Below are 25058 nucleotides of genomic sequence, written 5' to 3'. Positions count from 1 at the left end.
GACGGGAGGCCGCGGCCCGTTCGGGCGCGGTGGCGGGCGGGTCAGGCGTGGGCGCCCGCCGGGGCCGGCCGCTCGCCGCCGTCGGCGAACTCGCCCAGGACGAAGCCCTCGTCCACCTGGGTGGCCAGGTCGATGCCGACCTTGGCGTTCGCCCAACTCTCCGCGTTGCGGCGGTGGAAGAGCACGGCCTGCTCGGTGTAGCGGTGCGCGTCGCGCCGCCCGTAGGCCGCGTCGGCCTCGGCCCGCAGCTGTTCCAGCACGGCCCGGTTGGCCGGCTCCAGGGCCTTCAGCGGCGGTTCGGCGCCCTGCTCCAGGCGGCGCACCCAGTCCGAGTGTCCGAAGGTGGTGAGCAGGTCGTCGCCGACCTCGCGGCGCAGGAACGCCAGGTCGTCCGGCCCCTGCACCTTGTTGCCGACCACCCGCAGCTGCACGCCGAAGTCGCGGGCGTAGTCCCGGTACTGGCGGTAGACGGAGACGCCCTTGCGGGTCGGCTCGGCCACCAGGAAGGTCAGGTCGAAGCGGGTGAACAGGCCGGAGGCGAAGGAGTCCGAGCCGGCCGTCATGTCGGTGACCAGGTACTCGTCGCGGCCGTCCAGCAGGTGGTTGAGCAGCAGCTCCACCGCGCCGACCTTGGAGTGGTAGCAGGCCACCCCGAGGTCCTCCTCGGTGAACGCGCCGGTCGCCAGCAGCCGAACCGAGCCCTCGTCCAGCGCGATCGGACGGGCACAGGAGGCGTAGACCGGGTTCTCCTCGACGATCCGCAGCAGCCGGGAGCCGCGGCCGGGCGGCGTGGTTTTGATCATCTCCTCGGCCGAGCGGATCAGCGGGTTGCCGCCGCGCAGGTACTCCTTGATCTCCGGCAGGTGCGCGCCGAGCGAGGGCAGGTCGGCCGCCTGGGTGTCCGTCAGGCCGAGGGCCGGGCCCAGGTGTTGGTTGATGTCGGCGTCCACGGCGATGACCGGCCGGCCGGTGGCGGCCAGGTGGCGGATGAACAGTGCGGACAGCGTGGTCTTCCCGCTGCCGCCCTTGCCGACGAAGGCGATCTTCATCTGGGGACTCCGGCTCTCGCTCGGGCCCCTCGCTCCGGGGCCGCCTGCCCAGGGGCCGCGCGGTGGGGGCGCCCCTAGTTGGAAATAGTTATCGTCTCCGATAGTGGCCATGCTAGCCGCGGTTCGGGCCTCGCCGGGGGAGGGAAGTGAGGATTGCCTCTAACGGGTGATGCGGGGTTGCTGTTCCGGGAGAGGCGGCCGGTTCATTACTCTCGGGTAGGTGAGCACTGGAACAGATCCCCTCGCCCCGCTGGCCCAGCTCCCCGGGGTGCCCGACGCGGTGGCCGAGGTGCGCAAGGCCGTCGACCGGCTCTACGGCCACCGGGTGATGCGCCGCCGCGCGGCCGAGGTCACCTCCGAGTCCGCCCTGCGCGGCGCCCGCGCCTCGGCCGCTCTGGCCGGGGCCGACTGGCCGCTGGAGGAGGTCCGCCGCCGCACCGACTTCAGCGCGGACGCCGAGGCCCGCACGGTCGGCGCGGCCCTGCGGATCGCCGCCGAGGCCGGCCAGCTGCTCAGCATCTGGCGGCACTCGCCGCTCCAGGTGCTGGCCCGGCTGCACCTGCTCGCGGTCGGCGACGGCGACCCGGCCGCCGGGCGCCCGCGCCGGGCGGGGGAGGGCGCCGAGGCGCTGTTCCCGCTGGAGCTGGAGCCGGTGGAGAGCGTCCGGGTCGAGGCCGTGGACGGGCCGCTGCCCGAGCCGCCGCCCGCCCCGGGCGCGGAGGAGGTCGCGGCCCGGCTCGACCAGCTCTCCCGGCTGCTGGTGGCGCGCGCGGAGGGGCAGGGCGTGGGCACGCCGGCCCTCGTGGTGGCATCGGTGGTGCACGGTGAACTGCTCGCGCTGCGGCCCTTCGGCGCGTACAACGGGGTGATCGCGCGGGCCGCCCAGCGGATCGTGCTGATCGCCGAGGGCCTCGACCCGAAGGCGATCTGCCCGGCCGAGGTCGGCTTCGCGGAGCTCGGCACCGGCACCTACCGCCGGGCGCTCGCGGGCTACCTGGCGGGCACGCCCGAGGGGATGGGGGCCTGGATCGCGCACTGCGGCGCCGCGCTGCGGCTCGGCGTACGGGAGAGCACGGCGGTCTGCGAGGCGATGCAGCGCGGGATGGCCTGACCGGCGGGGCCTCGCGCGGGGGGCTTCGCGGAGGGACCGTGGACACGAAGATGCGGCGGCACCTGATCCTGCTGGGTGCCGCCGCTGGTGCAGATACCGGGTGACCATGCATGCACCGGAAGTGCCGATCAGACGGGGATCCTGCCCGTTCGTCTGGTCCGGCGGCCCGACAGCGGGTCGGCTGCATGTGGGTGCTCGGCTATCTGTACACGCGGTCCGTGGGGCCTGAACTGCGTTGTCGGTTTGACCTCTTCGGTCCTGACCGGGTCTCGCGGGCCGTGCTTCATTTGTATCGCGTTTCGGGCGAAAGGGGAACCCGAAACGAGAAGTCTGTGCCGATTGCCCCTTTTATCCAGAACGGGCTCGGCTCGTCCGGGACCGGCTCGGCTCGTCCGGAGCAGGCTCGGCTTGTCCGGAGCGGGATCGACGCGGGACCTCAGGCGAGCGGCCGCCGCCGGCGGGCCAGGTACCAGATCACCCCGGCGGTCACCAGGGCCGTCCCGACCGCCACCGCCGTCAGCACCGAGCCACTCGGGGCGGAGAACTCCGGCAGTCGCCGCCGCAGTTCCACCGGCTTGTCGAAGACCAGCACCGGCCACTCCCGGGCCTGCGCCTCCTTCCGCAGCGCGCGGTCGGGGTTGACGGCCGACGGGTGGCCGACCGCCTCCAGCAGCGGCAGGTCGGTCGAGGAGTCGCTGTAGGCGTAGGAGGCGGCCAGGTCGTAGCCCTCGGTCGCGGCCAACTCCCGGATGGCGGCGGCCTTGTTCTCGGCGTAGGCGTAGTACTCGATCTCGCCCGTGTAGCAGCCGTCCTCGACCTTCAGCCGGGTGGCGATCACATGGTCCGCGCCCAGCAGGGCGCCGATCGGCTCGACCACCTCGGAGCCGGAGCTGCTGACGATCACCACGTCCCGGCCGGCCGCGTGGTGCTGCTCGATCAGCGAGGCGGCCTCGTCGTAGATGATCGGGTCGATCAGGTTGTGCAGGGTCTCGGCGACGATCTCGCGGACCTGCTGGACGTTCCAGCCCCGGGTCAGCGCGGAGAGGTACTCGCGCATCTTCTCCATCTGGTCGTGGTCCGCGCCGCCGACCAGGAAGACGAACTGGGCGTACGCACTGCGCAGTACGGCCCGACGGTTGATCAGGCCGCCCTGGTAGAAGGGGCGACTGAAGGCCAGCGCGCTCGATTTGGCGATGATGGTCTTGTCGAGGTCGAAGAAGGCCGCCGTGCGCAGCCCGACCGACCGGGGGCGGGCGGCCGGGCCGAGCTCTTCGGGCCCGTTGGTGTCGCCCTGGGACTCGTCGGCGCGGTCGTCGGCGTTCTCGGTGGTGTCCACGGGAACCGAGGATAGAGGGAACCACAAAACACCCCGCCATTCGGCGTACTCGTGGGCGTGCGGGTTTGTGTTTCTGGCCGCTCGGGTACACCATGGAAGTCACGGATCGTTCGCGACCGTGCTAACCCGGTCCGGCTCCTCCCCCCCGAGTCGGGCTGTGGATAGACGACCCCCGCTCTCCCCCCCGGCGGGGGTCGTCGCACGTCCGGGGCCATTTTCAGGGCTTGAAGGCCGCTGCCGCGCAATGGGCGCGTGTCGTCCCGGCGGTCTACGGGGGGTGTCGACACCTCGGTCCATCGACCACCTTTCGTCACTCTGTGTCGCTGTTCGCTCGAAGTCGGCGAGGAGTGAACGGCTGGTTCTGATCGACGGCGCGAGGCCGCTCCGAAGAGGGCCGGAGAAGGCGCCGGAAGACGATCGGGGGGCCGTCGGGAGATCGGCCGATCACGCTACGGCGGGATGCGGGTTCATCTCTGTGACGCCTTTCGTCAATTCTTCGTCGATTAGCCCCCCGCCCGGGTGAACGTTTTCATCCACAGCCCACGAGTTATCCACAGGCAATCGCAACCTGGATGACGGAATCCTGATCTCCCCCCACCGTGATGGTCGGCGGCGGTCGCCGGGCAGGGCCTCATCCCTTCCTCTCCCGAGGTCGGTCCGGCGGCCGTCCGCCGCAACCGTCCGACGTGCGCCGTCGGCCACCGCCGGTGGCCCGCGGCGCGGAGGGGAGACCACCATGTCGACGCCGATCGCCGACCACGTCACCGCCGAGGGCCCCGGGGCCCTCGGGCCGCTCGTCGTCACCGAGGACGAGGGCCTGGCCGAGCACCTGCTGCGGCTCTGCGCGGCGGCGGGCACCGAGCCGCGGCTGGTCCGGGGCGCGCCGCCGACGCGGGAGCTGTGGAGCGAGGCCCCGCTGGTCCTGGTCGGGGACGACCAGGCCGCCCGCTGCTCCGAGTTGGGCCGGCGCGGCGGGGTGCTGCTGCTCGGGCTGGACCTGGACGACCCCGGCGTGTGGGTCAGAGCCGTCCGGCTCGGGGCCGAGCACGTGCTCTTCCTGCCCGACGCCGAGGCCTGGCTGCTCGACCGGATCGCCGACGCGGCCGAGGGCGGCGGGCCCCCGGCGGTCACCGTCGCGGTGCTCGGCGGCCGGGGCGGGGCCGGTGCCTCGACGCTGGCCTGCGCCCTCGCGGTCAGCTCCGCCCGGTCCGGCCGCCGGACCATGCTCATCGACGGCGATCCGCTGGGCGGCGGCCTCGACGTCCTGCTCGGCGGCGAGACGGTCCGCGGGCTGCGCTGGCCCGATCTGGCCGGTTCGCGCGGGCGGGTCAGCGGCGCCGAGCTGGCCCGGGCGCTGCCGGCGCTCAAGGGGCTCTCCGCGCTGGCCTGTCTGTCCTGGGACCGCGGCGACACCCTGACGGTGCCGCCGGAGGCCATGCGCAGCGTGCTGGCCGCCTCGCGGCGGCGCGGCGGGCTGGTGGTGGTCGACGTGCCCCGCCACCTCGACGCGGCCGCCGGGCAGGCGCTGGAACAGTCCGACCTGGCGCTGCTGGTGGTGCCGGCCGAGCTGCGCGCGGTGGCCGCCGCCGACCGGGTCGCGGCGGCGGCCCGGATGCGGCTCGACGACGTCCGGGCCGTGGTGCGGCCGGTACGGGCCGGCGGGCTCCCGGCCCACCGGATCGCCCGCGGGCTGCGGTTGCCGCTCGCGGGGGAGCTGGAGCCGGAGCCGGGCCTGGCCCAGGACGTCGAGAAGGGCGTCCCGCCCGGGAGCCGGGAGAGCGGCCCTTTGGCGCGCTTCAGCGCGACCTTCCTGAACGAAGTGCTGCCGCCGGTGTCGGCGGTCGGAGGAGGTGTGTACTGATGGTCCGTCTGCGCAGAACGATCCCTCGCGGAGGGGTGCCCAACCCGGGCGCCGGTGCGCGGGAGCACCGGCCGCTCCGGAGCGTGCCGCCGCCGGGCGGGTCGCCGGAGGCCGGGCACGGGCCCTGCCCGTACGGCCGGACGGCCCGCGAGCAGCGGGCGGCGGCCCTGGTGGACGCGGTCCGGCTGCGGCTGGCCGAGTCGGGGGCGGATCCGACGGCGGGTTCGGTCGCGGCCGCGCTGCGGGCCACCCGCCCGCCGCTCGGCGGGGACGAGGTCCTGGACACCGTGCGCTCGCTGCGCGCCGAACTGGTGGGTGCGGGCCCGCTGGACCGGCTGCTGGCGGCGCCCGACGTCACGGACGTCCTGGTGAACGGTCCGGAGGAGGTGTGGGTCGACCGTGGTGGCGGCCTGCACCGGGCCACCGGGGTCCGCTTCGCCGATGCCGAGGCGGTGCGGAGGCTGGCCCACCGGCTGGCCACCGCCGCCGGGCGACGGCTGGACGACGCCCGCCCCTGGGTGGACGCCCGGCTGCCGGACGGCACCAGGCTGCACGCCGTGCTGCCGCCGATCGCGGCCGGCTGCACGCACATCTCCCTGCGGGTCTGCCGGCCCCGGCCGTTCACGCTCGACGAGCTGGTGGCGGGCGGGGCGCTGCCGCCGGAGGGCGCCGACCTGCTGGCCGGCATCGTCCGGGCCAGGCTCTCGCTGCTCGTCTCCGGCGGGACGGGCTCGGGCAAGACCACGCTGCTCGCGGCGCTGCTCGGGCTGGCCGGGTCGGCGGAGCGGATCGTGGTCGCCGAGGACTCCGCCGAGCTGCGGCCCGCCCATCCGCACGTGGTGCGGCTGCAGAGCCGCCCGCCCAATCAGGAGGGGCTGGGCGAGTTCACCCTCCGGGACCTCGTCCGGCAGGCGCTGCGGATGCGCCCGGACCGGCTGGTGATCGGCGAGGTGCGCGGGGCCGAGGTGTCGGACCTGCTGGCCGCGCTGAACACCGGGCACGAGGGCGGCTGCGGCACGGTCCACGCCAACACGGCGGCCGACGTGCCGGTCCGGCTGGAGGCCCTGGGCTCGCTCGCCGGGCTCGACCGGCCGGCACTGCACAGCCAACTGAGGGCCGCGCTCGAGGTGGTGGTGCACCTGGTCCGGGATCCGGGCTCGGGCCGCCGCCGGGTGGCGGAGATCCACACGCTGTCCGGGGACGGCGACGGGCTGGCCGTGACCACCCCCGCGGTGGCCTTCCCGGCGAGTGGCGGCGTCGTTCACGGAGCGGGCTGGGAGCGGCTGGTGGGGCTGCTGGCGGCACGTGGCGTGGTGCTCGGCGCGGGGCTCGCGCCCGGTCCCGCGGGGCCGTCGTGACGGCGGTGGCGGCCCTGTCGGCGGGGGCGACGGCGCGGGCCGTGGAGCTCGCCTTCGTGCTGCTGCTCGGTGGCTGCGCCACGGGTGCGCTCGCACTGCTCGGGACGTGGGGCAGGAAGGGGCGGTGACGGAATGGGAATGGAGGTCGACGACATGACGCAGAGTCAGTTCACACTCTGCTGGGCGATGCTGCTGTGCCTGGTGGCCGTCGCCGGGTGGCGTGCGCTGCAGGAGCAGCTGCCGGGCGGGCGTCGCTCCCGGCTGGTGCTCGCGGGCGGCGGCCCTTCCGTGCGGGGGCCTGCGGTGCGAGGGCTGGGCCCGGAGCGGGCCCGGCCGGTCAGGGGCCGGCTGCGGTCGGCGCTGTCGCCCGAACTGCTGGCCCTGCCGGTGGGGTTGGCCGCCGGGCAGGCCACCGCCTCCCCGGTGCCGGTGTTCGCGGCGGCCCTGGCCGTCCTGCCGCTGCGCCGATGCCGGTTGCGGCGGCGTCTGGCCGCGGAGGCCGGGCGGCGCTCCGCCGCGGTGATCGAGCTCTGCGCCGGGCTGGCCGGGGAGTTGCGCGGTGGGGCGCTGCCGGAGCAGGCGCTGCACCTGGTGACGACGCGGCTCGCCGCCGACCCGGACGGGCTGCGCCGGCTCGGCGAGGAGCCGGTGGCGCGGCTCGCGGCCGGCCGCTACGGCGGGGACGTGCCCGCCGCGTTCCACCTGCTGGCCGAACTGCCGGGCGGGAGCGGGGCCGCGGCCATCGCGGCCTGCTGGCGGGTCGCCGCCGACAGTGGGGCGGGGCTGGCCGCCGCGCTGGACCGGGTCGCGGAGGCGCTGCGCGGAGAGCGGGCACTGGCGGAGGAGATCGCCGGGGAGCTGGCCGGGCCGCGGACGACGATCGTCGTCCTGGCCGCGCTGCCGGGCGCCGGGCTGCTCCTCGGTGCCGCGCTCGGCGCCCGTCCGCTGGCCGTCCTGCTGCATACGCCCGCCGGGCTGGGTTGCCTCGCGGCGGGGGTGGCCCTGGAAGGCCTGGGGGTGTTCTGGACGGCGCGCATCGTCCGGTCGGCGGCCCGGGGTGCCCTGGAGGCCCCTCGACGGCGTGGCGAGCCCCGTCGAGCGGCCGGCGGCACCCCGTCCGCTCTCCGGGCGGGCGGAGGGAGCCGCGGGCCGTCGCGGGTGCGAGCGCGGGGCCGGGCCCTCGGCGCCGGAGCGGGGGCCGGGTGATGCGGAGCGTCGTGTGGGCGGTGGTCGGCCTCCCGGCCTTGGCGGTCGCCGCGCTGCGGCTACGGGTGGTGCTCCGCGGCCGGGCGAGGCGCCGGTGGGCCGTCGCCGGGGCCCGGGCGGACGGCCGACGGCGGGCGGGGCGGGCGGGCCCCGGCAGCGGGCATCGGCGGCAGCTGGCCACGGCGGTCGTCGCCGGGCTCGCGGTGGCCCTGCTGCTCGGCGGGGGTACCGGGCTGGTCGTCGGGGCGCTGGTGGCGGTGGGCGTCCACCGCTGGTCGGCCGAGGCCCGATCGCCGGCGGATCGCCGGGCGGCCTGGGCGGAGGAGCTGCTGACCAGGCAACTCCCCCTGAGCGCCGAGCTGTTGGCGGCCTGCCTCGGCGCGGCGGCGCTGCCTTCTGAGGCGGTGGTCGCGGTCGGCCGGAGCGTGGACGCGCCGATGGGCCCCAGGCTGGCGGCGCTCGGGGCCGAACTGGCCCTCGGTGCACCGCCGGAGCTGTGCTGGAGCCGACTGGGCGAGCGGCACCCGGCACTGGCACCGCTGGCGCGCTGCATGGCGCGCGCGAGCCTCGGCGGGGCCCCGGTCGCCGGGCCGCTGACCGAGCTGGCCCAGGGGCAGCGGACGGCGGCCGCCCGCGCGGCCCACGTCAGGGTCCGCCGGGCCGCGGTGCTCGCCACCGCGCCGCTGGGCCTCTGCTTCCTCCCGGCCTTCGTCCTGATCGGCGTGGTGCCGGTGGTCATCGGGCTCACCAGCGGCTTCGCCCGGGCGATGTGACCGGGAGGCGGACAGGCGGACATCGAGCGACACATCGAGAGACACATCGAGCGACAAGCAGACATCGAGAGGCAGGGAGAGAACCATGACCGCAGTGATCGCGATCAGGCCCGACCACGGACGCCCGCTCCGGCGGCTGCTCGGGGCCTGGCGACGGCGGAGCCGCTGGGCGGCCCGCCGGGTGCGCGGGGCGGCCCGTCACCGGGGCCGGTCGGACGCCGGGATGACGACGGCCGAGTACGCGGTCGGGACCTTGGGCGCGTGCGCCCTCGCCGGCGCGCTGTACAAGGTGGTGACCAGCGAGGCCATCACCGGCGCGCTGACCGACATGCTCCAACGGGCGCTCCATGCGACGTAGCGCCCGTCCTCGAACCCCCGCCCGCGGGGCGCGGTTCCCCCGGACCGTCCGGCGGGCGGACGGCAGGGGTCCGGGGACGGGCCCCTGCCGGGCGCGGGTCCGGCACCCCTGGCCCTGGCGGCCCTGGTGGTCGGGGCGGCGCGGTGACGGCGGCTTCGTCACGGCGGAGACGGCCGTGGTCCTGCCGGCGCTCGTCCTGCTCGCGGCGGTACTGATCTGGGGCGTGCTCGCGGCGGCGGCGCAGATCCGCTGCGTGGACGCCGCCCGGGTCGGCGCCAGGGCGGCCGCGCGTGGGGAGGCGGACGCCGTCGACCTCGCCCGTGCCGCGGCCCCGCCAGGCGCTCGGGTCCGGGTGGCACTGGCGGCCGACACGGTGCGGGTGGACGTGGACGCACCGTGTGCGGCGCCGGGCGGGCTCGGCGGCCTCGTCGCGGTACGGGTCGGCGCGGCGGCCGTGGCGGCTCGGGAGGACGTTCTGGCGGGCGTCGCGGAAGGAGGTGGGGGTCCATGGCCGGTCGAGGCGTCCGGGCGGTCCTGATCACCCCGTCCGGCCGGGCAGGGCCGTGGGCGGCCGTGCGGCGGGTGGCCCGGGTCCGTACGGGACGGGCGGCCTCGGCGGGCGGACGGGGGTCGGACGCCGGCTCGGCGACGGTCTGGCTGCTCGCCCTGGCGATGCTGGGCACCGCGGTGTTCGCCGCGACGCTCGCGGTCGGTTCGGTGGTCGCCGCCCGTCACCGGGCCGAGTCGGCCGCCGACCTCGCGGCCCTCGCGGCGGCGGACCGGCTGCTGCTGGACCCGGACGGCGGCTGCGCCCGGGCTGCGGGGATCGCCGCGGCACAGGGCGCCGGCCTGGTGTCCTGCACGGTGGACCGGTCGGCGGACGAGGTCGAGGTGGTGGCCGAGGTCGGCGTCAGCGGGCTCCCGCTGCGGCTGCCGGTCGGCCCGGCCCGGGCGAGGTCCCGGGCCGGGCCGGTACGGGCCCCGGTCACCGCTGCCGAGGACGGCCTCGGCGGCATCCCGGGCGGCGGGGCGGCGGCCTCATGACCCGGCCGACGCCTCACCGTCGGGGCCCGCCACACCGCCCGGGCTCGCCCCGGTCTCCGCCACCCCGGTCTCCTCGGGACCGGCCGCGGCGTCGGTGCCGGCCTCAAGCTCGGCGTCGGCCCCGGCCTCAGGCCCGGCCGCGCCGCCGCCCCCCGGCGCTCCGGCAAGCAGGACGTCCAGGAGCCGGACGGCAGCCGCCTTGTCCAGCGGGTCGTTCCCGTTGCCGCACTTGGGCGACTGGACGCAGGACGGGCAGCCGCGCTCGCACTCGCAGGAGGCGATCGCCGCGCGGGTGGCCGTCAGCCACTCGACCGCCCGGCGGAAGCCGCGTTCGGCGAAGCCGGCCCCGCCCGGGTGGCCGTCGTAGACGAACACGGTCGGCAGCCCGGTGTCCGGGTGCAGCGGGACGGAGACGCCGCCGATGTCCCACCGGTCGCAGGTGGCGAACAGCGGCAGCAGGCCGATCGAGGCGTGCTCGGCGGCGTGGGCGGCGCCGGGCAGCTGGTCGGGCGGGATGTCCGCATCCAGCAGCTGATCCTCGGTGACGGTCCACCAGACCGCTCGGGTGCGCAGGGTGCGGGGCGGCAGGTCGAGCTTGGTCTCGCCCATGATCTCCCCGGTGGAGATTCGCTTCCGGAGGTAGCCGACCACCTGGTTGACCACCTCCACCGAGCCGAAACTGAGCCGGCCCTCGCCCCAGTCGACGATGGTGTCGGTGCCCAGGACGGAGACGGAGGTGATGTCACGGGCGGCCGTGGTGTACGGCGGCTCGGCCGGTTCGACCAGGGCGACCGCGTTCTCCAGGTCGAAGTCCCGGACCAGGTAGGTGCGGCCCTGGTGGAGGTGGACGGCACCGGTGTGGACGGTGGTGTGCGCGGCCGCGGCGTCCACCGTCCCGAGCAGCCGGCCGGTGTCGGCCTCGACGATCTGGACCGGGTTGCCGCCGCTGCCGCGCAGGTCCACGGCGTCGGCCGCGCGCTCGCGGCGGGTCCAGTACCAGGCGTCGCCGCGCCGGCGCAGCAGGCCGCGTCGCTCCAGGACCGGCAGCAGCGGTGCGGTGGAGGGTCCGAACAGCTCCAGGTCGGCGTCGGTGAGCGGCAGTTCGGCGGCGGCCGCGCACAGGTGAGGGGCGAGTACGTGGGGGTTGTCGGGGTCGAGTACGGTGGCCTCGACGGGCGCCGCGAACAGCGCCTCCGGGTGGTGCACCAGGTAGGTGTCCAGCGGGTCGTCCCGGGCGATCAGGACGGCCAGCGCGCCCTGGGCCTCGCGGCCGGCCCGGCCCGCCTGCTGCCAGAGCGAGGCCCGGGTGCCCGGATAACCGGCCATCAGGACGGCGTCGAGGCCCGAGACGTCGATGCCGAGTTCGAGGGCGGAGGTGGAGGCGAGGCCGAGCAGCCGGCCGCTGTGCAGGGCGCGCTCCAGGGCCCGGCGCTCGTCGGCCAGGTAGCCGCCGCGGTAGGCGGCCACCCGCTCGGCGAGCGGCCGGCCGAGCTGGTCCTGGGTCTGGAGGGCGACGAGTTCGGCCGCACGGCGGGAGCGGACGAAGACGACGGTCCGGACCTCCCGCTCGACCAGGTCGGTGAGCAGGTGCGCCGCCTCGGCGGTGGCGGTGCGGCGGACGGGCGCGCCGTGCTCGCCGACGTTCTCGGTCAGCGGCGGTTCCCAGAGGCCGAAGACCATCGGCCCGCGGGGCGAGGCGTCCTCGGTGACGGCCACCGAGGGCAGGCCGGTCAGTCGCTCGGCGGTCGCGGCCGGGTCGGCGGTGGTGGCGGAGGCGAGCAGGAAGGCGGGTGAGGAGCCGTACCGGGCGCAGATCCGGCGCAGCCGGCGCAGTACCTGGGCGACGTGCGAGCCGAACACGCCCCGGTAGCTGTGGCACTCGTCGACGACCACGTAGCGCAGCGCCTTGAGGAAGGAGGACCAGCGGGCGTGGCCGGGCAGGATGCCCCGGTGCAGCATGTCCGGGTTGGTGAGCACGTAGGAGGCGTACTGGCGGACCCACTCGCGCTCCTCGGGCGGGGTGTCGCCGTCGTACAGGGCGGCGCGGACCCTCGGCGGGGCGAGTTCGGCGGCCCGGCGGCGCTGGTCGGCCGCGAGGGCCTTGGTCGGGGCCAGGTAGAGCGCGGTGGCGCCGCGGCCGTTGCGGGCCTCCGTGCCGTCCAGCAGGTCGCTGAGCACCGGCGCCAGGTAGCCCAGCGACTTGCCCGAGGCGGTGCCTGTGGCGATCACCACAGTCTGACCGCTTTTCGCCAGGTTCATCGCTTCTGCCTGGTGCGCCCAGGGCTGTTCCACCCCGACCGCGAGCGCCGCGGCCACGATCTCCGGACGGATCGACTCCGGCCACGGTGAATAACGTGCAGGTCGGGCGGGAAGGTGCTCCGTATGGGTGAGCCGGTCGGACCGCCCCCGGCCGTCGGTCAGGGTCGCGAGCAGTGCCTCGGGCGGGCTGTGTCGGGGCGGCATGAGGACCCAGTGTGTCACCGGCGTGACGGAGAATCGTCGTAAGCCATCGTGCGGGCATGGTCACAGGTGGTTGAATGTGGCCGTGACGGCCGTACGGCCGTGGGTCGCAGCGCTGAGGCTTGCCACGCGTTGGCTGGGCGCGCCCGGGCTCGCGACCATGCGGTGGCGGCCGTCCGGCCGAGGATCGCACATGACGTAGCAAGGCAAGGTGCTGGAGGTTCCGTGGACCTGTCCCTGTCGACCCGTTCAGTCGGCGATCGCACGGTCGTCGAGGTTGGCGGCGAGATCGATGTGTACACCGCCCCGAAGCTGCGGGAGCAGCTGGTCGAGCTCGTCAACGACGGCAAGTACCACCTCGTCGTGGACATGGAAGGCGTCGACTTCCTCGACTCGACCGGCCTGGGTGTGCTGGTGGGCGGTCTGAAGCGGGTGCGCGCCCACGAGGGCTCGCTGCGCCTCGTCTGCAACCAGGAGCGCATCCTGAAGATCTTCCGCATCACCGGCCTGACCAAGGTCTTCCCGATCCACACCTCGGTGGACGACGCGGTCAACGCGACCGACTGACGCGGCCGGGCCGGCCCTCGTGGCCGGCCCCGCCCGTTCTTCGCGTCCGGGTGCCCGGGCCCGTGTGGGCCCGGTGCTTCCCGGTCGCCTCTGGGCCGGTTCCGCCGGCCCGTAGGGGCCGTACGTCCGGCCCCGGTCGGAGCACCCCGAGGGGGAGAGATGGCAACCGTCGAACTTCGATTCAGTGCGCTTCCCGAGCACGTGCGGACGGCCCGGTTGGTCGCCGCGGCCGTCGCGAGACGGGCCGGGGTCGACGAGTCGGTGCTCGACGAGGTACGGCTCGCGGTCGGTGAGGCGTGTTCCCGCGCGGTCGGCCTGCACCAGCGGGGCGGCATCGGCGGCACGGTCCGGGTCGCGTTGACCGACCAGGAGAAGCGTTTCCTCATCGAGGTCGAGGACGAGGCCGGCCCCGCCGCCGTCCCGGCCTCCGGCGCCGCCGAGAGCGGCGAGCCCGACGAGGACACCCTCGGCCTCGCCGTGATCACCGGTCTGGTCGAGGACCTAGAGGTCACCAACGGCACGGACGGTGGCCTGATCCGGATGAGCTGGCCGGTTTCGGTCCCCTCCGTCGCGGTCTGAGTCAGGGTCTGAGCCGCGCCCCGGGTCTGAGTCGCGGGCCCATCTGGATCGCGACGCCCGGTCCGCGCCGCGGCCGAGGTTGCCCTGCCGCGCGCTCGGACCGTCCGGTGCACGGTCATGCATTGACAAACTGTTGAGGATGGCGGTTCGCTGCTTCCGGCACGACCGGGTCCGATCGCTGATCGGACCTCGTCGCGGAAGAGGAAGTCCATGCGGATCCGCATCCTGTGGCCGGCCGGTCAGGTCACCGCCACGCTCACGGCCACACCCACCGCCGAGGCGCTCTGGGCCGAGCTGCCGATCGCTTCGTCGGCGAGCACCTGGGGCGAGGAGGTCTACTTCGGCACGCCCGTCAGCGTGCCGCGCGAGGACGACGCCCGTCAGGTCGTGGAGCCCGGCTCGGTCGCCTTCTGGACCGACGGCGACAGCCTCGCGCTGCCGTACGGACCGACGCCGATCTCGCGTGACGGCGAGTGCAGGCTGGCCTCGCCCTGCAACGTCCTGGGCACGCTGGACGGGGACGCGGTGGTGCTGCGCACCGTCCGGCCGGGCGATCCGATCCGGGTCGAGCGGGCCTGAGCCGCGACCGGGGCGGGTGCGGACGGCGGACCGGGGGCGGGAGCGTCGGAGGCGGGAACCGGGAACCGGGGCGCCGATACCGGCCGTGTAGGTTCGACGACCGATGACGACCGAAACCGAAAGGCTCCTCCCGGTGAACAAGCGACTGCTGGCCGTACCCGCCCTCGGTGTGCTGCTGGCGTTCGGCGCCGTCGGCTGCGGCGGCGACGACAACAGCAAGCAGCTGGAATCCTGGGCCTCGAGCGTCTGCGGCGCCGCCAAGGACCCGATCGCCCAGGCCCAGACCGCGCTCGCCGACACCGGCCAGGTGAAGACCGGCGAGGCCCCGGCCGACCTGCAGAAGCGGCTCTCCACCGACATCGGACGGCTGGCCAAGACCAACCAGGACATCGCGGCCGCCGTCGACGGGGCCGGAGCGCCCAAGGTGAAGGACGGCGCGACGCTGCAGAAGGACACCGTCGACGAGCTGAAGAAGGCGGCCGACGGCTACCTGGAGGTCCAGAAGAAGCTGGACGCGCTGCCCAACAACGACCAGGCGAAGTTCGCCGACGGGCTGCGCAGCGTCGCCGACCAGGTGCAGCAGCTGGCCTCGCTCTCCACCCAGGCGCAGAGCAAGCTGCAGCGTGGCGAACTCGGCGCCGCGATGGCCAAGCAGGAGGGCTGCAAGCCGTCGGCGACCACCGCCCCGAGCGGGGGCGCGAGCGGCACTCCGGCACCCGCCGGCGCGAGCGGTGCCCCGGCCCCGGGTGCGAGTGGCACTCCGGCAGCCGGTGCCACCACTCCGGCCGCCCCGGGCTCGGCCCCCGCGCCCGGCGCGACCGACAGCGCGAGCCCCGCCGCCGGCGCCACCACCCCGGCCGCCCCGGCCGGCACTCCGGCCACCACCCCGGCTCCCACCGCGAGCTGACCGGGCGGGACGCGGAACGGAGCCCCCGCACGGCGCGGGGGCGGAGTACAGGAGCAGCCGGTGTCGCCCGCAGCGGCGGCACCGGCTGCCGTGCGTCGGTTTCCAGCCGTCCAGCCGTCCAGCCTCCGCCGTCCGCCGTCTGCCGGCGCGGTCAGGTCGTCGGTCAGGTCGCCGGGCGTGCGACCGGGCGTGCGGAGGCCTGGTGGGGGCGCGCGGGCCGGAACGGGCTCCCGCCGGGAGCCGCCCGGTCGGCGAACCCGGCCGGTGACCGCGGTGAGGCGCGGGGCCGCCCGGCCCGGAGACGGGCGGCGGGGGTGCGGCGGGGGACAATGGCGGGGTGATCAGTAGCCCCGTTCTCGACCCGACCCGCCTCGCCAAGCTGCGCGAGGCGCTGTTCGCCGCCTCGTTCACCGCCGACGGGTGCCTGGACCTGCTCGGGCCCTCCGGCTATTCGGCGCTGGCCCGCAGCGAGGCGGTGCCGGCCCTGCGCGCGACCCGCGGCGGCAGCCCGCTGGAGACGCTCGTGCGGCTGTTCCTGCTGCAGCAGCCGGTGCCGTACCAGGCGGCCGCGGCCGCACTGCCGGTGGAGGACTGCCTGGCGGACGGCTGGCTGCGCCCCGACGGGGACCTGGTGCGCGCCACGGTCGACGTCCGGCCGTACGCCAACGAGGTGGCCGGGATGCCCAGTTCGGACGCCTGGGTGGTCTCCGACCTGGGCTGTGCGGTGGGCGGCGCGGGCGGCATCGGCTCCGGCGAGACGGCGCAGGGGGTGAGCCGCAAGGACCTGGTGCTGGGCGTCGGCGGCGCCTCCACCACGCTGGCCAACATCACCGTGCGCCGCCCGGTCCGGGCCGCGCTGGACCTCGGCGCGGGCTCCGGCGTGCAGGCGCTGCACGCGGCCCGGCACGCCGGCACCGTCACCGCCACCGACCTCAACCCGCGGGCGCTGCGCTTCACCGAGCTGACCCTGGCGCTGTCCGGTTTCGACCGGACCGAGGTGCTCTCCGGCAGCCTCTTCGAGCCGGTCGGGGAGCGGAAGTTCGACCTGATCGTCTCCAACCCGCCGTTCGTGATCTCACCGGCCGGCCGGTTCACCTACCGCGACGGCGGCATGGCCGGTGACGACCTGTGCCGCAGCCTGGTCCGCTCGGCCGCCGACCACCTGGAGCCCGGCGGCTACTGCCAGTTGCTCGCCAACTGGCAGCACGTCAAGGGCGAGGACTGGCACGAGCGGCTGGCCGGCTGGGTCGCGGGCACCGGCCTGGACGCCTGGGTCGTCCAGCGCGAGGTCCAGGACGTGGCCCAGTACGCCGAGTTGTGGCTGCGCGACGGCGGCGACCACCGCGGCCCCGGCGGCGACTACCAGGCCCGTTACGGCGAGTGGCTGGACGCCTTCGAGGCGGGCCGGGTCGAGGGCATCGGCATGGGGTGGATCACCCTGCGGGCGAGCGGCGCCGCGCGTCCGACCGTCCGGGTCGAGGAGTGGCCGCACCCGGTGGAGCAGCCGCTCGGCCCGCACATCGAGGCCTGGTTCGGCCGGCAGGACTTCCTCCGCTCGCACGACGACGCTGGCCTGCTCGCGGCCCGGTACGTGCTGGCCGACGAGGTGGTCCAGGAGCAGGTGGGCGCGCCCGGCGCGGAGGATCCGGAGCACGTGATCCTTCGTCACAACCGCGGCATGCGGCGGGCCACCAAGGTGGACACGGTGGGCGCCGGCTTCGTCGGCGTCTGCGACGGGACGCTGTCGGCGGGCGAGATCGTGGACGCCATCGCGCAGCTGCTCGGCGAGGACCGGGTGGTCCTGCGGGACCGGGTGCCGGAGTCGTTGCGGCTGCTGACCGAGCAGGGGTTCATCGACCCGGTCCGCTGACGCGCGGGTCCCCGAACCCTGCCGGACCGCCCCGCGCCGACCGCCGTTCCGGCCGCCGTGCCGTGCCGGTGCCGGTGCCGTACCGGTGCCGGTTCACCCGCCCGTATCCCCTGGTTCGTCCGGTGGCCGCCGAACGGCTGCCCCCCGTTGGCCCTCCGCTGTGAGGCTCTGTCCACAGGCTGTGGACAGAGCTGGGGAGCCGGGGGCAGGGGTGGACACGACGACCGCGACGGTCGGCGGGCTGGTGCTCGCCCTCTTCGGTGGCGTGCTGCTGCTCTGGTGCGCCGCCGAAGTGCGCCTTCGCCTCCGGGTGCGCCGCCGGGGGGTGCCGGCGGTGGCCACCGTGCTCGCCGAGGAGAACGTGCACGGTCAGCTGGACAGCGCGCCGCTGCTCTCCTTCTCGGTACCGCCCTCGGTCGGAGGACCCGGCGGACCCGGTGGCCCGGGTGGGTGCGGGATCGCCGGGCTGGTGCTGGCCCGTCCGCGCGGCCACACCCCGCTGCGCCGTCCGGACCGCTTCGCCCCCGGGGCGTCCGTACGGATCTGTTACGACCCGCGGGACCCCGGCCGGGTGGTGCTGGCGCCGGGCGAGATCAGCCGGGTGGCCGTCGCCGACCTGCTGTGGAGCGCCCTCGGGGTGGCCTGTCTGGCGGCGGGCGCCGGGCTCCTGGCCGCGGTCGGCGGCTGAGCGGTCCGCCCGTCGGGCAGCCCGTCCCGGGCCGGGCCGTGCTCCGGCCGTGGTCGGGCCGTGGTCCGACTGGGAACCGAACGGGATCCGGCTGGGTTCGGGTCGCGATTCGGCGGGATCCCGTCCGTCCGGCGATTTTCCGTTGACAGATCTTGAAATCCGTCATTCCATCCTCCGGAACCTGCCGAAGGCCGCTCAAGGCCCCCCTCCACGGGGCGCGAACCTCCGTCATCGGGTTACCGTTCGAGTGGCGTCGGTGAGCCCGGCAAGTGAAAAAGCGGGATCCTTCCGTTTGACAAGGGTGGCCGGGGTACGGTCACACTCCGCTGGTGGGGTGTCGTGCAGCGGCGACCCCGGGACGGTGGAGGGGTCGGGCGGAGCGCAGCCCGTGCTGCCAGCGCCGACCAGCCACATAAGGACCGGGAGAGAAGAGCGAAGGTGTCCCCGAGCAGCGAGACCGCGCACGGACAGCGACTCGTCATTGTCGAGTCGCCGGCCAAGGCGAAGACGATCAAGGGCTACCTGGGCCCCGGCTACATCGTCGAGGCGAGCGTCGGGCACATCCGCGACCTCCCGAGCACCGCGGCCGAGGTGCCGGACAAGTACACCGGCGAGGTGCGCCGCCTCGGAGTGGACGTCGATCACGACTTCGCGCCCATCTACGTGGTCAACGCGGACAAGAAGTCCCAGGTCAGCAAGTTGAAGTCGCTGCTCGCGGAGTCCGACGAGCTCTTCCTCGCCACCGATGAGGACCGCGAGGGCGAGGCCATCGCGTGGCACCTGCAGCAGGTGCTCAAGCCCAAGGTGCCGGTGCACCGGATGGTGTTCCACGAGATCACCAAGTCGGCGATCCAGGAGGCCGTGGCCAACCCGCGCGAGCTCAACCAGCGCCTGGTCGACGCCCAGGAGACCCGCCGCATCCTCGACCGCCTCTACGGCTTCGAGGTCTCGCCGGTGCTGTGGAAGAAGGTCATGCCGAAGCTGTCGGCGGGCCGCGTGCAGTCCGTCGCCACCCGGCTGGTGGTCGAGCGCGAGCGCGAGCGGATCGCCTTCCGCACCGCCTCGTACTGGGACCTGGTCGGCACCTTCGGCACCGGTCGCACCGCGGCCGACGCCGCCAACCCGGAGACCTTCGGCGCCCGGCTCGCCGCCGTCGACGGCAAGCGGATCGCCAGCGGCCGTGACTTCGGCTCCGACGGGCGGCTGAAGGCCGGCAGCGCCAACACCCTGCACCTGGACGAGCAGGCCGCCCGGCAACTGGCCGCCGCCCTGGAGCAGACCGCGTTCAGCGTCCGCAGCGTCGAGTCCAAGCCCTACCGCCGCTCGCCGTACGCGCCGTTCCGCACCACCACGCTCCAGCAGGAGGCCAGCCGCAAGCTGGGCTTCGGCGCCAAGCGGACCATGCAGGTGGCCCAGAAGCTGTACGAGAACGGCTTCATCACCTATATGCGTACCGACTCCACCACGCTGTCGGACACCGCGGTCTCCGCCGCCCGCGCCCAGGTCACCCAGCTGTACGGTGCCGACTACCTGCCGGACGCCCCGCGCACCTACGCCAGCAAGGTCAAGAACGCGCAGGAGGCGCACGAGGCCGTCCGCCCCTCCGGCGACCGCTTCCGCACCCCCGCCGAGACCGGCCTGACCGGTGACGACTTCCGGCTGTACGAGCTGATCTGGATGCGCACCGTCGCCTCCCAGATGAAGGACGCGGTCGGCCAGTCCGTCACCGTCCGGGTGGCCGGCACCTCCGCCGACGGCCGGGACGTCGAGTTCTCCGCCTCCGGCAAGATCATCACCTTCCACGGCTTCCTCAAGGCCTACGTCGAGGGCGCCGACGACCCGAACGCCGAGCTCGACGACCGCGAGCGCCGGCTGCCGCAGGTCGCCCAGGGCGACCCGCTGGGCGCCGAGCGGATCACCCCGGAGGGCCACGCGACCAAGCCGCCGGCCCGCTACACCGAGGCCTCGCTGGTCAAGGAGCTGGAGGACCGGGAGATCGGCCGCCCCTCCACCTACGCGTCGATCATCGACACGATCATCCAGCGCCGGTACGTGTTCAAGAAGGGGACGGCGCTCGTCCCGTCCTTCCTCTCCTTCGCCGTGGTCAACCTGCTGGAGAAGCACTTCGGCCGACTGGTCGACTACGACTTCACCGCGCGGATGGAGGACGACCTCGACCGGATCGCCGCCGGTGAGGCGCAGTCCGTGCCGTGGCTCAAGCGCTTCTACTTCGGCGAGGGCGAGGGCCCGGCCGGCGCGGCCGCCGAGGCCGGCAACGGCGACGGCGACCACCTGGGCGGCCTGAAGGAACTGGTCACCGACCTCGGCGCGATCGACGCCCGGGAGATCAGCTCGTTCCGGATCAGCGACGACCTCACCCTGCGGGTCGGCCGCTACGGTCCGTACGTCGAGCGCGCCTCCACCGTCGAGGGCGAGCCCGGCCAGCGCGCCGACATCCCGGACGAGCTGCCGCCGGACGAGCTCACCATCGAGCTGGCCGAGGAGCTGCTGGCCAAGCCCAGCGGCGACTTCGAGCTCGGCCCGGACCCGGTCAGCGGCAACATGCTGGTCGCCAAGGACGGCCGCTACGGCCCGTACGTGACCGAGATCCTGCCCGAGGGCACGCCCAAGACCGGCAAGAACGCGGTCAAGCCGCGCACCGCCTCGCTGTTCAAGACGATGTCGCTGGACACCGTCACCCTGGAGGACGCGCTGCGGCTGCTCTCGCTGCCGCGCGTGGTCGGCACCGACGCCGAGGGCGCCGAGATCACCGCGCAGAACGGCCGCTACGGCCCGTACCTCAAGCGCGGCACCGACTCCCGCTCGCTCACCAGCGAGGACCAGCTCTTCACGATCACCCTCGACGAGGCGCTGGCGATCTACGCCCAGCCCAAGCAGCGCGGCCGGGCCGCCGCCGCCCCGCCGCTCAAGGAGCTGGGCAACGACCCGGTCAGCGAGCGCCCGGTGGTGGTCAAGGACGGCCGCTTCGGCCCGTACGTGACCGACGGCGAGACCAACGCCACGCTCCGCAAGGACGACGAGGTCGAGACCATCACGCCGGAGCGCGGCTACGAGCTGCTCGCCGAGAAGCGGGCCCGCGGGCCGGTGAAGAAGGTGGCGAAGAAGGCCCCGGCGAAGAAGACGGCGGCCAAGAAGACCACCACCACCACCACGAAGACGGCGGCCGCGAAGAAGACCGCCGCCAAGAAGACCACCACCACCAAGACGGCGGCGGCGAAGAAGACGGCGGCCAAGAAGACCGCCGCGAGCAAGACCACGGCCACCGACGAGGGCTGATCCTCCGACGGCGGCAGCGGGCCCGCACCCCCACCCGGGGGCGCGGGCCCGCGGTGCGTCCGGGTGAGGGTGGCCGGCTCGGCGCGGGGATGCGGGCCGGGCTTCGCGTGGGGATGTGTGCGGGGAACGTCACAACCCGGTGATGAGCGGGATCCGGAAGCCCGTTCGCCACAATCCGGCCAAGCCCCGACCGCTACGCTGACCGTATGACGAGCGAGGAGCAGCCCACCCCCAGTGCCGCCCCGGCCGCCAGGGCCGCAACGCCAGACCTGCCCGAGGTCGCGCCCGCCGGGACTCCGGTGGAGCGGGCCCGGGCGCTGCTGCGGACCCGGGCCTACCGGCGTCTGTGGACCACCCAGCTGATCGGCGGCACCGCCGACCGGCTCGGCCTGCTGGTGCTGCTCGCGCTCACCGTGATCGCCGCCGCCCAGGGCCACCAGTTCGGTGACCTGCCGCGCAGCCTCGCCTTCGCCCTCGCCGCGGTCCTCGCCGTCCGGGTGGCCGCCACCGGCCTGGTCGGCGTGGCGCTGCTCGGTCCGGTGCACCGGCTGGTCGCGGGCACGCTCGACCGGCGCTGGACACTGGTCGGCGCGGACGCGCTGCGCGTCCTGCTGATCGGCCTCGCCCCCTGGTGGAGCGTCTGGCTGGGCTCCGGCTCCAAGCCCTCCGGGGCCGCCACCTACGTCCTGCTCGCCACCGTGTTCGTCGCCGGTGCCGCCGAGCGGGTCCGGGAGACCGCCAAGGCCGCCGCCGTACCCGGCCTGCTGCCGCCGGCCGACCCGTACGCGCCGGCCGCCGAGCAGCGGCCCGCCGCCGCCAACCTGGAGACCGTCCGGGTCATCGACCGCTTCGCCGAGTGGGTCACCGTGCCGCTGGCGGCCGTCGGTCTGGTCGGCTTCACCCTGCTCAACAACATCGGCGCGGCGGCCGGCTCGGACTGGCTCCGGGCCCACCAGCTGACCTTCGCCGCCCTCGGTGCGGCCGGGCTGTTCGCCGCCGCCGCGACCCGCGGCTACCTCCAGCAGCTGCCCGGCGGCCCGGTCTCCGTCGCCCCGGTCTCCCCGCTGCGGGGCCTGCGGGCCCCGACCGACGCCGTCCCCGGTCCCGCGCTGAGCAAGGGCCGCACCGGCGGCGCCCCGTACTTCACCTTCGCCGTCGCGGCCGGCTTCGCCTCGATGGCGGGCGTCGCCGCGCTCGCACTGCTGACCGCGGCAGAGCACCGGGCCGGACCGATCGGCTACGGCCTGGTGGTGCTCGCCGCCGCCGGCGCGCCCGCCCTCGGCGCCCGGCTCACCCGGGCCGTCCTGCCCTCGCTCTCCCGCCGCCGGCTGCTCGCGCTGGCCCTGCTCACCCAGGGCGTCGCGCTGATCCTGGCCGGGCTGGTGCTGGACTTCGTGCTCGTCCTGCTGCTCACCGTGCTGGCCGCCCTGGCCGCCGGGATCGTCGTCTCGGCCGGCCGCACCCTGCTCGCCCAGGAGGTCGAGGAGGCCCGGCTGCCGAAGGTCACCGAGCACCTGTACGCGGTGCTGCGGACCGTGGTCGCCGCCGCGCTGATCGCCGTCCCGCTGATCGCCGCCGCCTACGGGGACGTCGACTACGGCACCGTCGAGCCCGGCTCCTTCACCTTCATCCACGGCGGCGCCGCCCTGGCCGTCGCCACCGCTGGGCTGCTCACGCTGGTGCTGGCCGCCGTCGTGCTGCTGCGCACCGACGACCGGCGCGGCACCGTGCCGTTCGGCCGGGACCTGGTGGACGCGGTGCGCGGCGCCGCCGGCCCCGTCCCGCACCGGGGCGCGGGCACCGGCTTCTTCATCGCCCTGGAGGGCGGCGACGGCGCCGGCAAGTCCACCCAGGCCCAGGCGCTCGCCGAGTGGATCCGCGGCAAGGGGCACGAGGTCGTGCTCACCCGCGAGCCCGGCGGCAGCCCGGTCGGCCAGCGGCTGCGCGGCCTCGTCCTGGACGTCGGCAACACCGGCCTGTCGCACCGCGCCGAAGCGCTGATCTACGCCGCCGACCGGGCCGAGCACGTCGAGAACGTCATCCGGCCGGCCCTCGCCCGTGGCGCCGTGGTGATCACCGACCGGTACATGGACTCCTCCATCGCCTACCAGGGCGCCGGGCGCGACCTGGCCGCGACCGAGGTCGCCCGGATCTCCCGCTGGGCCACCGGCGGGCTGCTGCCCGACCTGACCGTCGTCCTGGACGTCGACCCGACCCGGGCCCGGGAGCGCTTCACCGAGGCGCTGGACCGGCTGGAGTCCGAGCCGACCGAGTTCCACCAGCGGGTCCGGGCCGGCTTCCTCGCCCTCGCGGCCGCAGACCCGGCGCGCTACCTGGTCGTCGACGGCAGCCAGGCCCCCGGCTTCGTCACCACCGCCATCCGGCACCGGCTCGACCGCGAGCTGCCGCTCTCCGAGCAGGAGAAGGCCGCCCGCGCCGAGCAGGAGCGCCTCGCCCGCGAGGAGGCCGAGCGCCGCGCCGCCGAGGAGGCCCGCAAGAAGGCCGAGGAGGAGGCCGCCGAGCGCAAGCGGCAGGAAGTGCTGGCCCAGCTGCGCGCCGAGCAGGCGGAGAAGGAGCGGCTGGCCAAGGAGGAGGCCGAGCGGGCCGCCGCCGAGGCCCGCCGCAAGGCCGAGGAGGAAGCCCGCCGCCGGGCCGAGGAAGCGGCCGCGCGCCGCGCCGAGGAGGAGGCCAAGCTGCGCGCCGCCGAGGAGGCACGGCTGGCCGCCGAGGCCGCCGAACGCCAGCGGATCGCCGACGAGGCGGCCGCCCAGGCGGAGCTGCAGCGGCAGCGGGAGCTCGCCCGCGAGGAGCAGCGCCGCCGGGCGGAGGAGGCGCTCCAGCGGGCCGAGGAGGCCCGGCTGACGCAGGCCGCCGCGCTCGCCGCCGCGGCCGCGGCCGCCGAGACGGCGGAGGACCGGGCGGCCGGGCGGCCTGCCGGTCCGGTGGCCGGGTCGGCGGCTGGTCCGCCGGCTGGTCCGCCGGCGGGTCCGGTGGCCGGGGACGTGACCACGGAACTTCGGGTGGTCCGGGAGACGCCGAAGGGTGCCCCGGGGCAGAGCCCGTCGGTTCAGGACGCGCCGGTCCAGGACGCGCCGCGGGACTCGGTCGTCCAGGACGCGCCGCGGGGTTCCGCGGGCGGGTTCGAGGACGGGGTCGGGGACGAGCGGACGCGCGAGCTGTCGCTGCGGGACCGGCAGGCCGCGGTCCGGGCGGCGGAGGCCGCGGAGGCCCGCAAGGCGGCCGGAGCCGCCGGGGCGGTCGACGCGACCGCCAAGCTGCCGGTGGTCCCCGCCTCGGCGGTGGACGCGACGGCCGTGCTGCCGAAGGTCCCGGCGGAGGCCGACCGGACCGAGGTGCTGCCGCGGGTCGAGCCGGGTCGCCCGGTGGACAGCACGCGGGAGCTGCCGGTGGTCGGTGGGGCGCCGGCCGCGCAGCCCCGGCCGCAGGGCCAGGGCCAGGGCCGGCCGCAGGCGCCGATGCCGCCGCAGGCCCCGGCGGCGCAGCCGGCGGCCCAGCAGCCGTCGGGCGCCGAGCGGCCCCGGCCGGAGTGGGCCGAGGAGACGCCGATGGACGATCTGCCGAGCCTCACCGACACCCTGCTCGGGTCGCACGACGAGTGGTCGCGCTGGGAGCACGGCGGCCCGCGGAGCGGCACCGACCCGCGCCACGGCGGCGACGCCGCTCAGGGCGAGGGCGGCGGCAGGGACGACGGCAAGGACGACGGCAAGGGCAAGGGCCGTCGCTGGGGCCGCCGGAGCTGACCTGACACGGTCTCGCGGCGCCGTCGGGGCGGGTCCCCGGCGGCGCCGCCGCGTTCCCGGGGGCTCCACGACTCCGCTGCCCACCCGCCGTCCACCTCCTGCCGTACGTCCCGCCGCCCCGCCGTACGCCCCGCCCCGCCGTTCCCGCTCCCCGTCCGCCGTGGCCCGGACGGAGCAGTGGGTGTCGTGGCGGAGACGTATGCTCGACGGCGGGGAAGAGGCGCCTCGGGCGCTGCCGTACGGAGCTTGGGAGC

At 75.4% G+C, this 25058-nt stretch carries 20 protein-coding genes; 17 read left to right on the top strand and 3 right to left on the bottom strand.

Going from position 1 to position 25058, the window contains the following annotated elements; genetic code table 11:
- Positions 1-41: 41 nt before the first annotated feature.
- Positions 42-1049 (bottom strand): ATP-binding protein, encoded by a 1008-nt coding sequence (locus tag IE332_RS00430; protein WP_189913018.1) that lies wholly within the window; start codon positions 1047-1049, stop codon positions 42-44.
- A gap of 220 nt (positions 1050-1269) precedes the next feature.
- Here IE332_RS00430 and IE332_RS00425 point away from each other — a divergent pair, with 220 nt between their 5' ends.
- A complete protein-coding gene (locus IE332_RS00425; RefSeq protein ID WP_189913017.1) occupies positions 1270-2160 on the top strand; it encodes a Fic family protein in 891 nt (296 codons plus the stop codon).
- Positions 2161-2596: 436 nt separating this feature from the next.
- Here the strand turns inward: IE332_RS00425 and IE332_RS00420 are convergent, their stop codons facing one another.
- On the bottom strand, positions 2597-3394 hold the full coding sequence (locus IE332_RS00420) for an HAD family hydrolase (protein WP_189913514.1): 798 nt from the start codon (positions 3392-3394) through the stop codon (positions 2597-2599).
- An 838-nt stretch (positions 3395-4232) separates the two neighbouring features.
- Here IE332_RS00420 and ssd point away from each other — a divergent pair.
- From ssd to IE332_RS00385, 8 genes are all read left to right on the top strand, one after another.
- Positions 4233-5357: a septum site-determining protein Ssd gene (ssd, locus tag IE332_RS00415; protein WP_189913016.1), complete on the top strand. Its 1125-nt coding sequence runs from the start codon at positions 4233-4235 to the stop codon at positions 5355-5357.
- A gap of 167 nt (positions 5358-5524) precedes the next feature.
- Positions 5525-6715 carry a TadA family conjugal transfer-associated ATPase gene (locus IE332_RS00410; protein ID WP_229928250.1) on the top strand — a complete coding sequence of 397 codons (1191 nt, stop codon included), beginning with the start codon at positions 5525-5527 and terminating at the stop codon, positions 6713-6715.
- The gene (locus IE332_RS41720) at positions 6712-6843 is read left to right on the top strand and encodes a hypothetical protein (protein WP_268256510.1); all 132 of its coding nucleotides are present in this window, start codon (positions 6712-6714) and stop codon (positions 6841-6843) included. Before IE332_RS00410 ends, IE332_RS41720 begins: the two co-directional genes overlap by 4 nt.
- 25 nt (positions 6844-6868) lie before the next feature.
- Positions 6869-7921: a type II secretion system F family protein gene (locus IE332_RS00405; RefSeq protein WP_189913014.1), complete on the top strand. Its 1053-nt coding sequence runs from the start codon at positions 6869-6871 to the stop codon at positions 7919-7921.
- Entirely contained in the window at positions 7921-8694 is a 774-nt protein-coding gene (locus IE332_RS00400) for a type II secretion system F family protein (protein ID WP_189913013.1), read from the top strand. Before IE332_RS00405 ends, IE332_RS00400 begins: the two co-directional genes overlap by 1 nt.
- Positions 8695-8779: 85 nt before the next feature.
- On the top strand, positions 8780-9052 hold the full coding sequence (locus IE332_RS00395) for a DUF4244 domain-containing protein (RefSeq protein WP_189913012.1): 273 nt from the start codon (positions 8780-8782) through the stop codon (positions 9050-9052).
- Entirely contained in the window at positions 9042-9590 is a 549-nt protein-coding gene (locus IE332_RS00390) for a TadE family type IV pilus minor pilin (protein ID WP_373313659.1), read from the top strand. Before IE332_RS00395 ends, IE332_RS00390 begins: the two co-directional genes overlap by 11 nt.
- Positions 9560-10096 (top strand): Rv3654c family TadE-like protein, encoded by a 537-nt coding sequence (locus tag IE332_RS00385; RefSeq protein ID WP_189913011.1) that lies wholly within the window; start codon positions 9560-9562, stop codon positions 10094-10096. Before IE332_RS00390 ends, IE332_RS00385 begins: the two co-directional genes overlap by 31 nt.
- On the opposite strand, the gene sftH is transcribed toward IE332_RS00385, so the two are convergent.
- On the bottom strand, positions 10091-12559 hold the full coding sequence (gene sftH / locus IE332_RS00380) for a DEAD/DEAH box helicase (RefSeq protein ID WP_189913010.1): 2469 nt from the start codon (positions 12557-12559) through the stop codon (positions 10091-10093). The genes IE332_RS00385 and sftH overlap by 6 nt on opposite strands.
- Positions 12560-12781: 222 nt before the next feature.
- Here sftH and bldG point away from each other — a divergent pair, with 222 nt between their 5' ends.
- From bldG to tmk, 8 genes are all read left to right on the top strand, one after another.
- Positions 12782-13123, top strand: coding sequence for an anti-sigma factor antagonist BldG (gene bldG / locus IE332_RS00375; RefSeq protein WP_049659132.1), 342 nt, complete (start codon positions 12782-12784; stop codon positions 13121-13123).
- 159 nt (positions 13124-13282) lie between these two features.
- Positions 13283-13702, top strand: a complete 420-nt coding sequence (locus IE332_RS00370; RefSeq protein ID WP_189913009.1) for an ATP-binding protein — start codon at positions 13283-13285, stop codon at positions 13700-13702.
- Positions 13703-13912: 210 nt separating this feature from the next.
- The gene (locus tag IE332_RS00365; RefSeq protein ID WP_189913008.1) at positions 13913-14281 is read left to right on the top strand and encodes a cyclophilin-like fold protein; all 369 of its coding nucleotides are present in this window, start codon (positions 13913-13915) and stop codon (positions 14279-14281) included.
- Positions 14282-14414: 133 nt separating this feature from the next.
- Entirely contained in the window at positions 14415-15188 is a 774-nt protein-coding gene (locus IE332_RS00360) for a small secreted protein (RefSeq protein WP_189913007.1), read from the top strand.
- Positions 15189-15525: 337 nt separating this feature from the next.
- Positions 15526-17058 carry a DUF7059 domain-containing protein gene (locus IE332_RS00355; RefSeq protein ID WP_189913006.1) on the top strand — a complete coding sequence of 511 codons (1533 nt, stop codon included), beginning with the start codon at positions 15526-15528 and terminating at the stop codon, positions 17056-17058.
- Positions 17059-17269: 211 nt separating this feature from the next.
- Entirely contained in the window at positions 17270-17746 is a 477-nt protein-coding gene (locus IE332_RS00350) for a DUF3592 domain-containing protein (protein ID WP_189913005.1), read from the top strand.
- 438 nt (positions 17747-18184) lie between these two features.
- Positions 18185-21043 carry a type I DNA topoisomerase gene (gene topA, locus IE332_RS00345; protein WP_189913004.1) on the top strand — a complete coding sequence of 953 codons (2859 nt, stop codon included), beginning with the start codon at positions 18185-18187 and terminating at the stop codon, positions 21041-21043.
- A 206-nt stretch (positions 21044-21249) separates the two neighbouring features.
- Positions 21250-24804: a dTMP kinase gene (gene tmk / locus IE332_RS41715; RefSeq protein ID WP_189913003.1), complete on the top strand. Its 3555-nt coding sequence runs from the start codon at positions 21250-21252 to the stop codon at positions 24802-24804.
- Positions 24805-25058 lie beyond the last annotated feature (254 nt).

It is taken from the genome of Kitasatospora xanthocidica, from assembly GCF_014656195.1.
Taxonomy (GTDB): domain Bacteria; phylum Actinomycetota; class Actinomycetes; order Streptomycetales; family Streptomycetaceae; genus Kitasatospora; species Kitasatospora xanthocidica.
The sequence above is the reverse complement of the archived record's forward strand: the minus strand, read 5'-3'. Positions and strand labels throughout refer to the sequence as shown.

Bases quoted from the DNA above. Each gene is read 5' to 3' on its own strand.
- IE332_RS00430 (WP_189913018.1), bottom strand. From the start codon at position 1,049: ATGAAGATCGCCTTCGTCGGCAAGGGCGGCAGCGGGAAGACCACGCTG.
- ssd (WP_189913016.1), top strand. From the start codon at position 4,233: ATGTCGACGCCGATCGCCGACCACGTCACCGCCGAGGGCCCCGGGGCC.
- IE332_RS00405 (WP_189913014.1), top strand. From the start codon at position 6,869: ATGACGCAGAGTCAGTTCACACTCTGCTGGGCGATGCTGCTGTGCCTG.
- IE332_RS00400 (WP_189913013.1), top strand. From the start codon at position 7,921: ATGCGGAGCGTCGTGTGGGCGGTGGTCGGCCTCCCGGCCTTGGCGGTC.
- IE332_RS00395 (WP_189913012.1), top strand. From the start codon at position 8,780: ATGACCGCAGTGATCGCGATCAGGCCCGACCACGGACGCCCGCTCCGG.
- IE332_RS00390 (WP_373313659.1), top strand. From the start codon at position 9,042: ATGCGACGTAGCGCCCGTCCTCGAACCCCCGCCCGCGGGGCGCGGTTC.
- IE332_RS00385 (WP_189913011.1), top strand. From the start codon at position 9,560: ATGGCCGGTCGAGGCGTCCGGGCGGTCCTGATCACCCCGTCCGGCCGG.
- sftH (WP_189913010.1), bottom strand. From the start codon at position 12,559: ATGCCGCCCCGACACAGCCCGCCCGAGGCACTGCTCGCGACCCTGACC.
- IE332_RS00370 (WP_189913009.1), top strand. From the start codon at position 13,283: ATGGCAACCGTCGAACTTCGATTCAGTGCGCTTCCCGAGCACGTGCGG.
- IE332_RS00365 (WP_189913008.1), top strand. From the start codon at position 13,913: ATGCGGATCCGCATCCTGTGGCCGGCCGGTCAGGTCACCGCCACGCTC.
- tmk (WP_189913003.1), top strand. From the start codon at position 21,250: ATGACGAGCGAGGAGCAGCCCACCCCCAGTGCCGCCCCGGCCGCCAGG.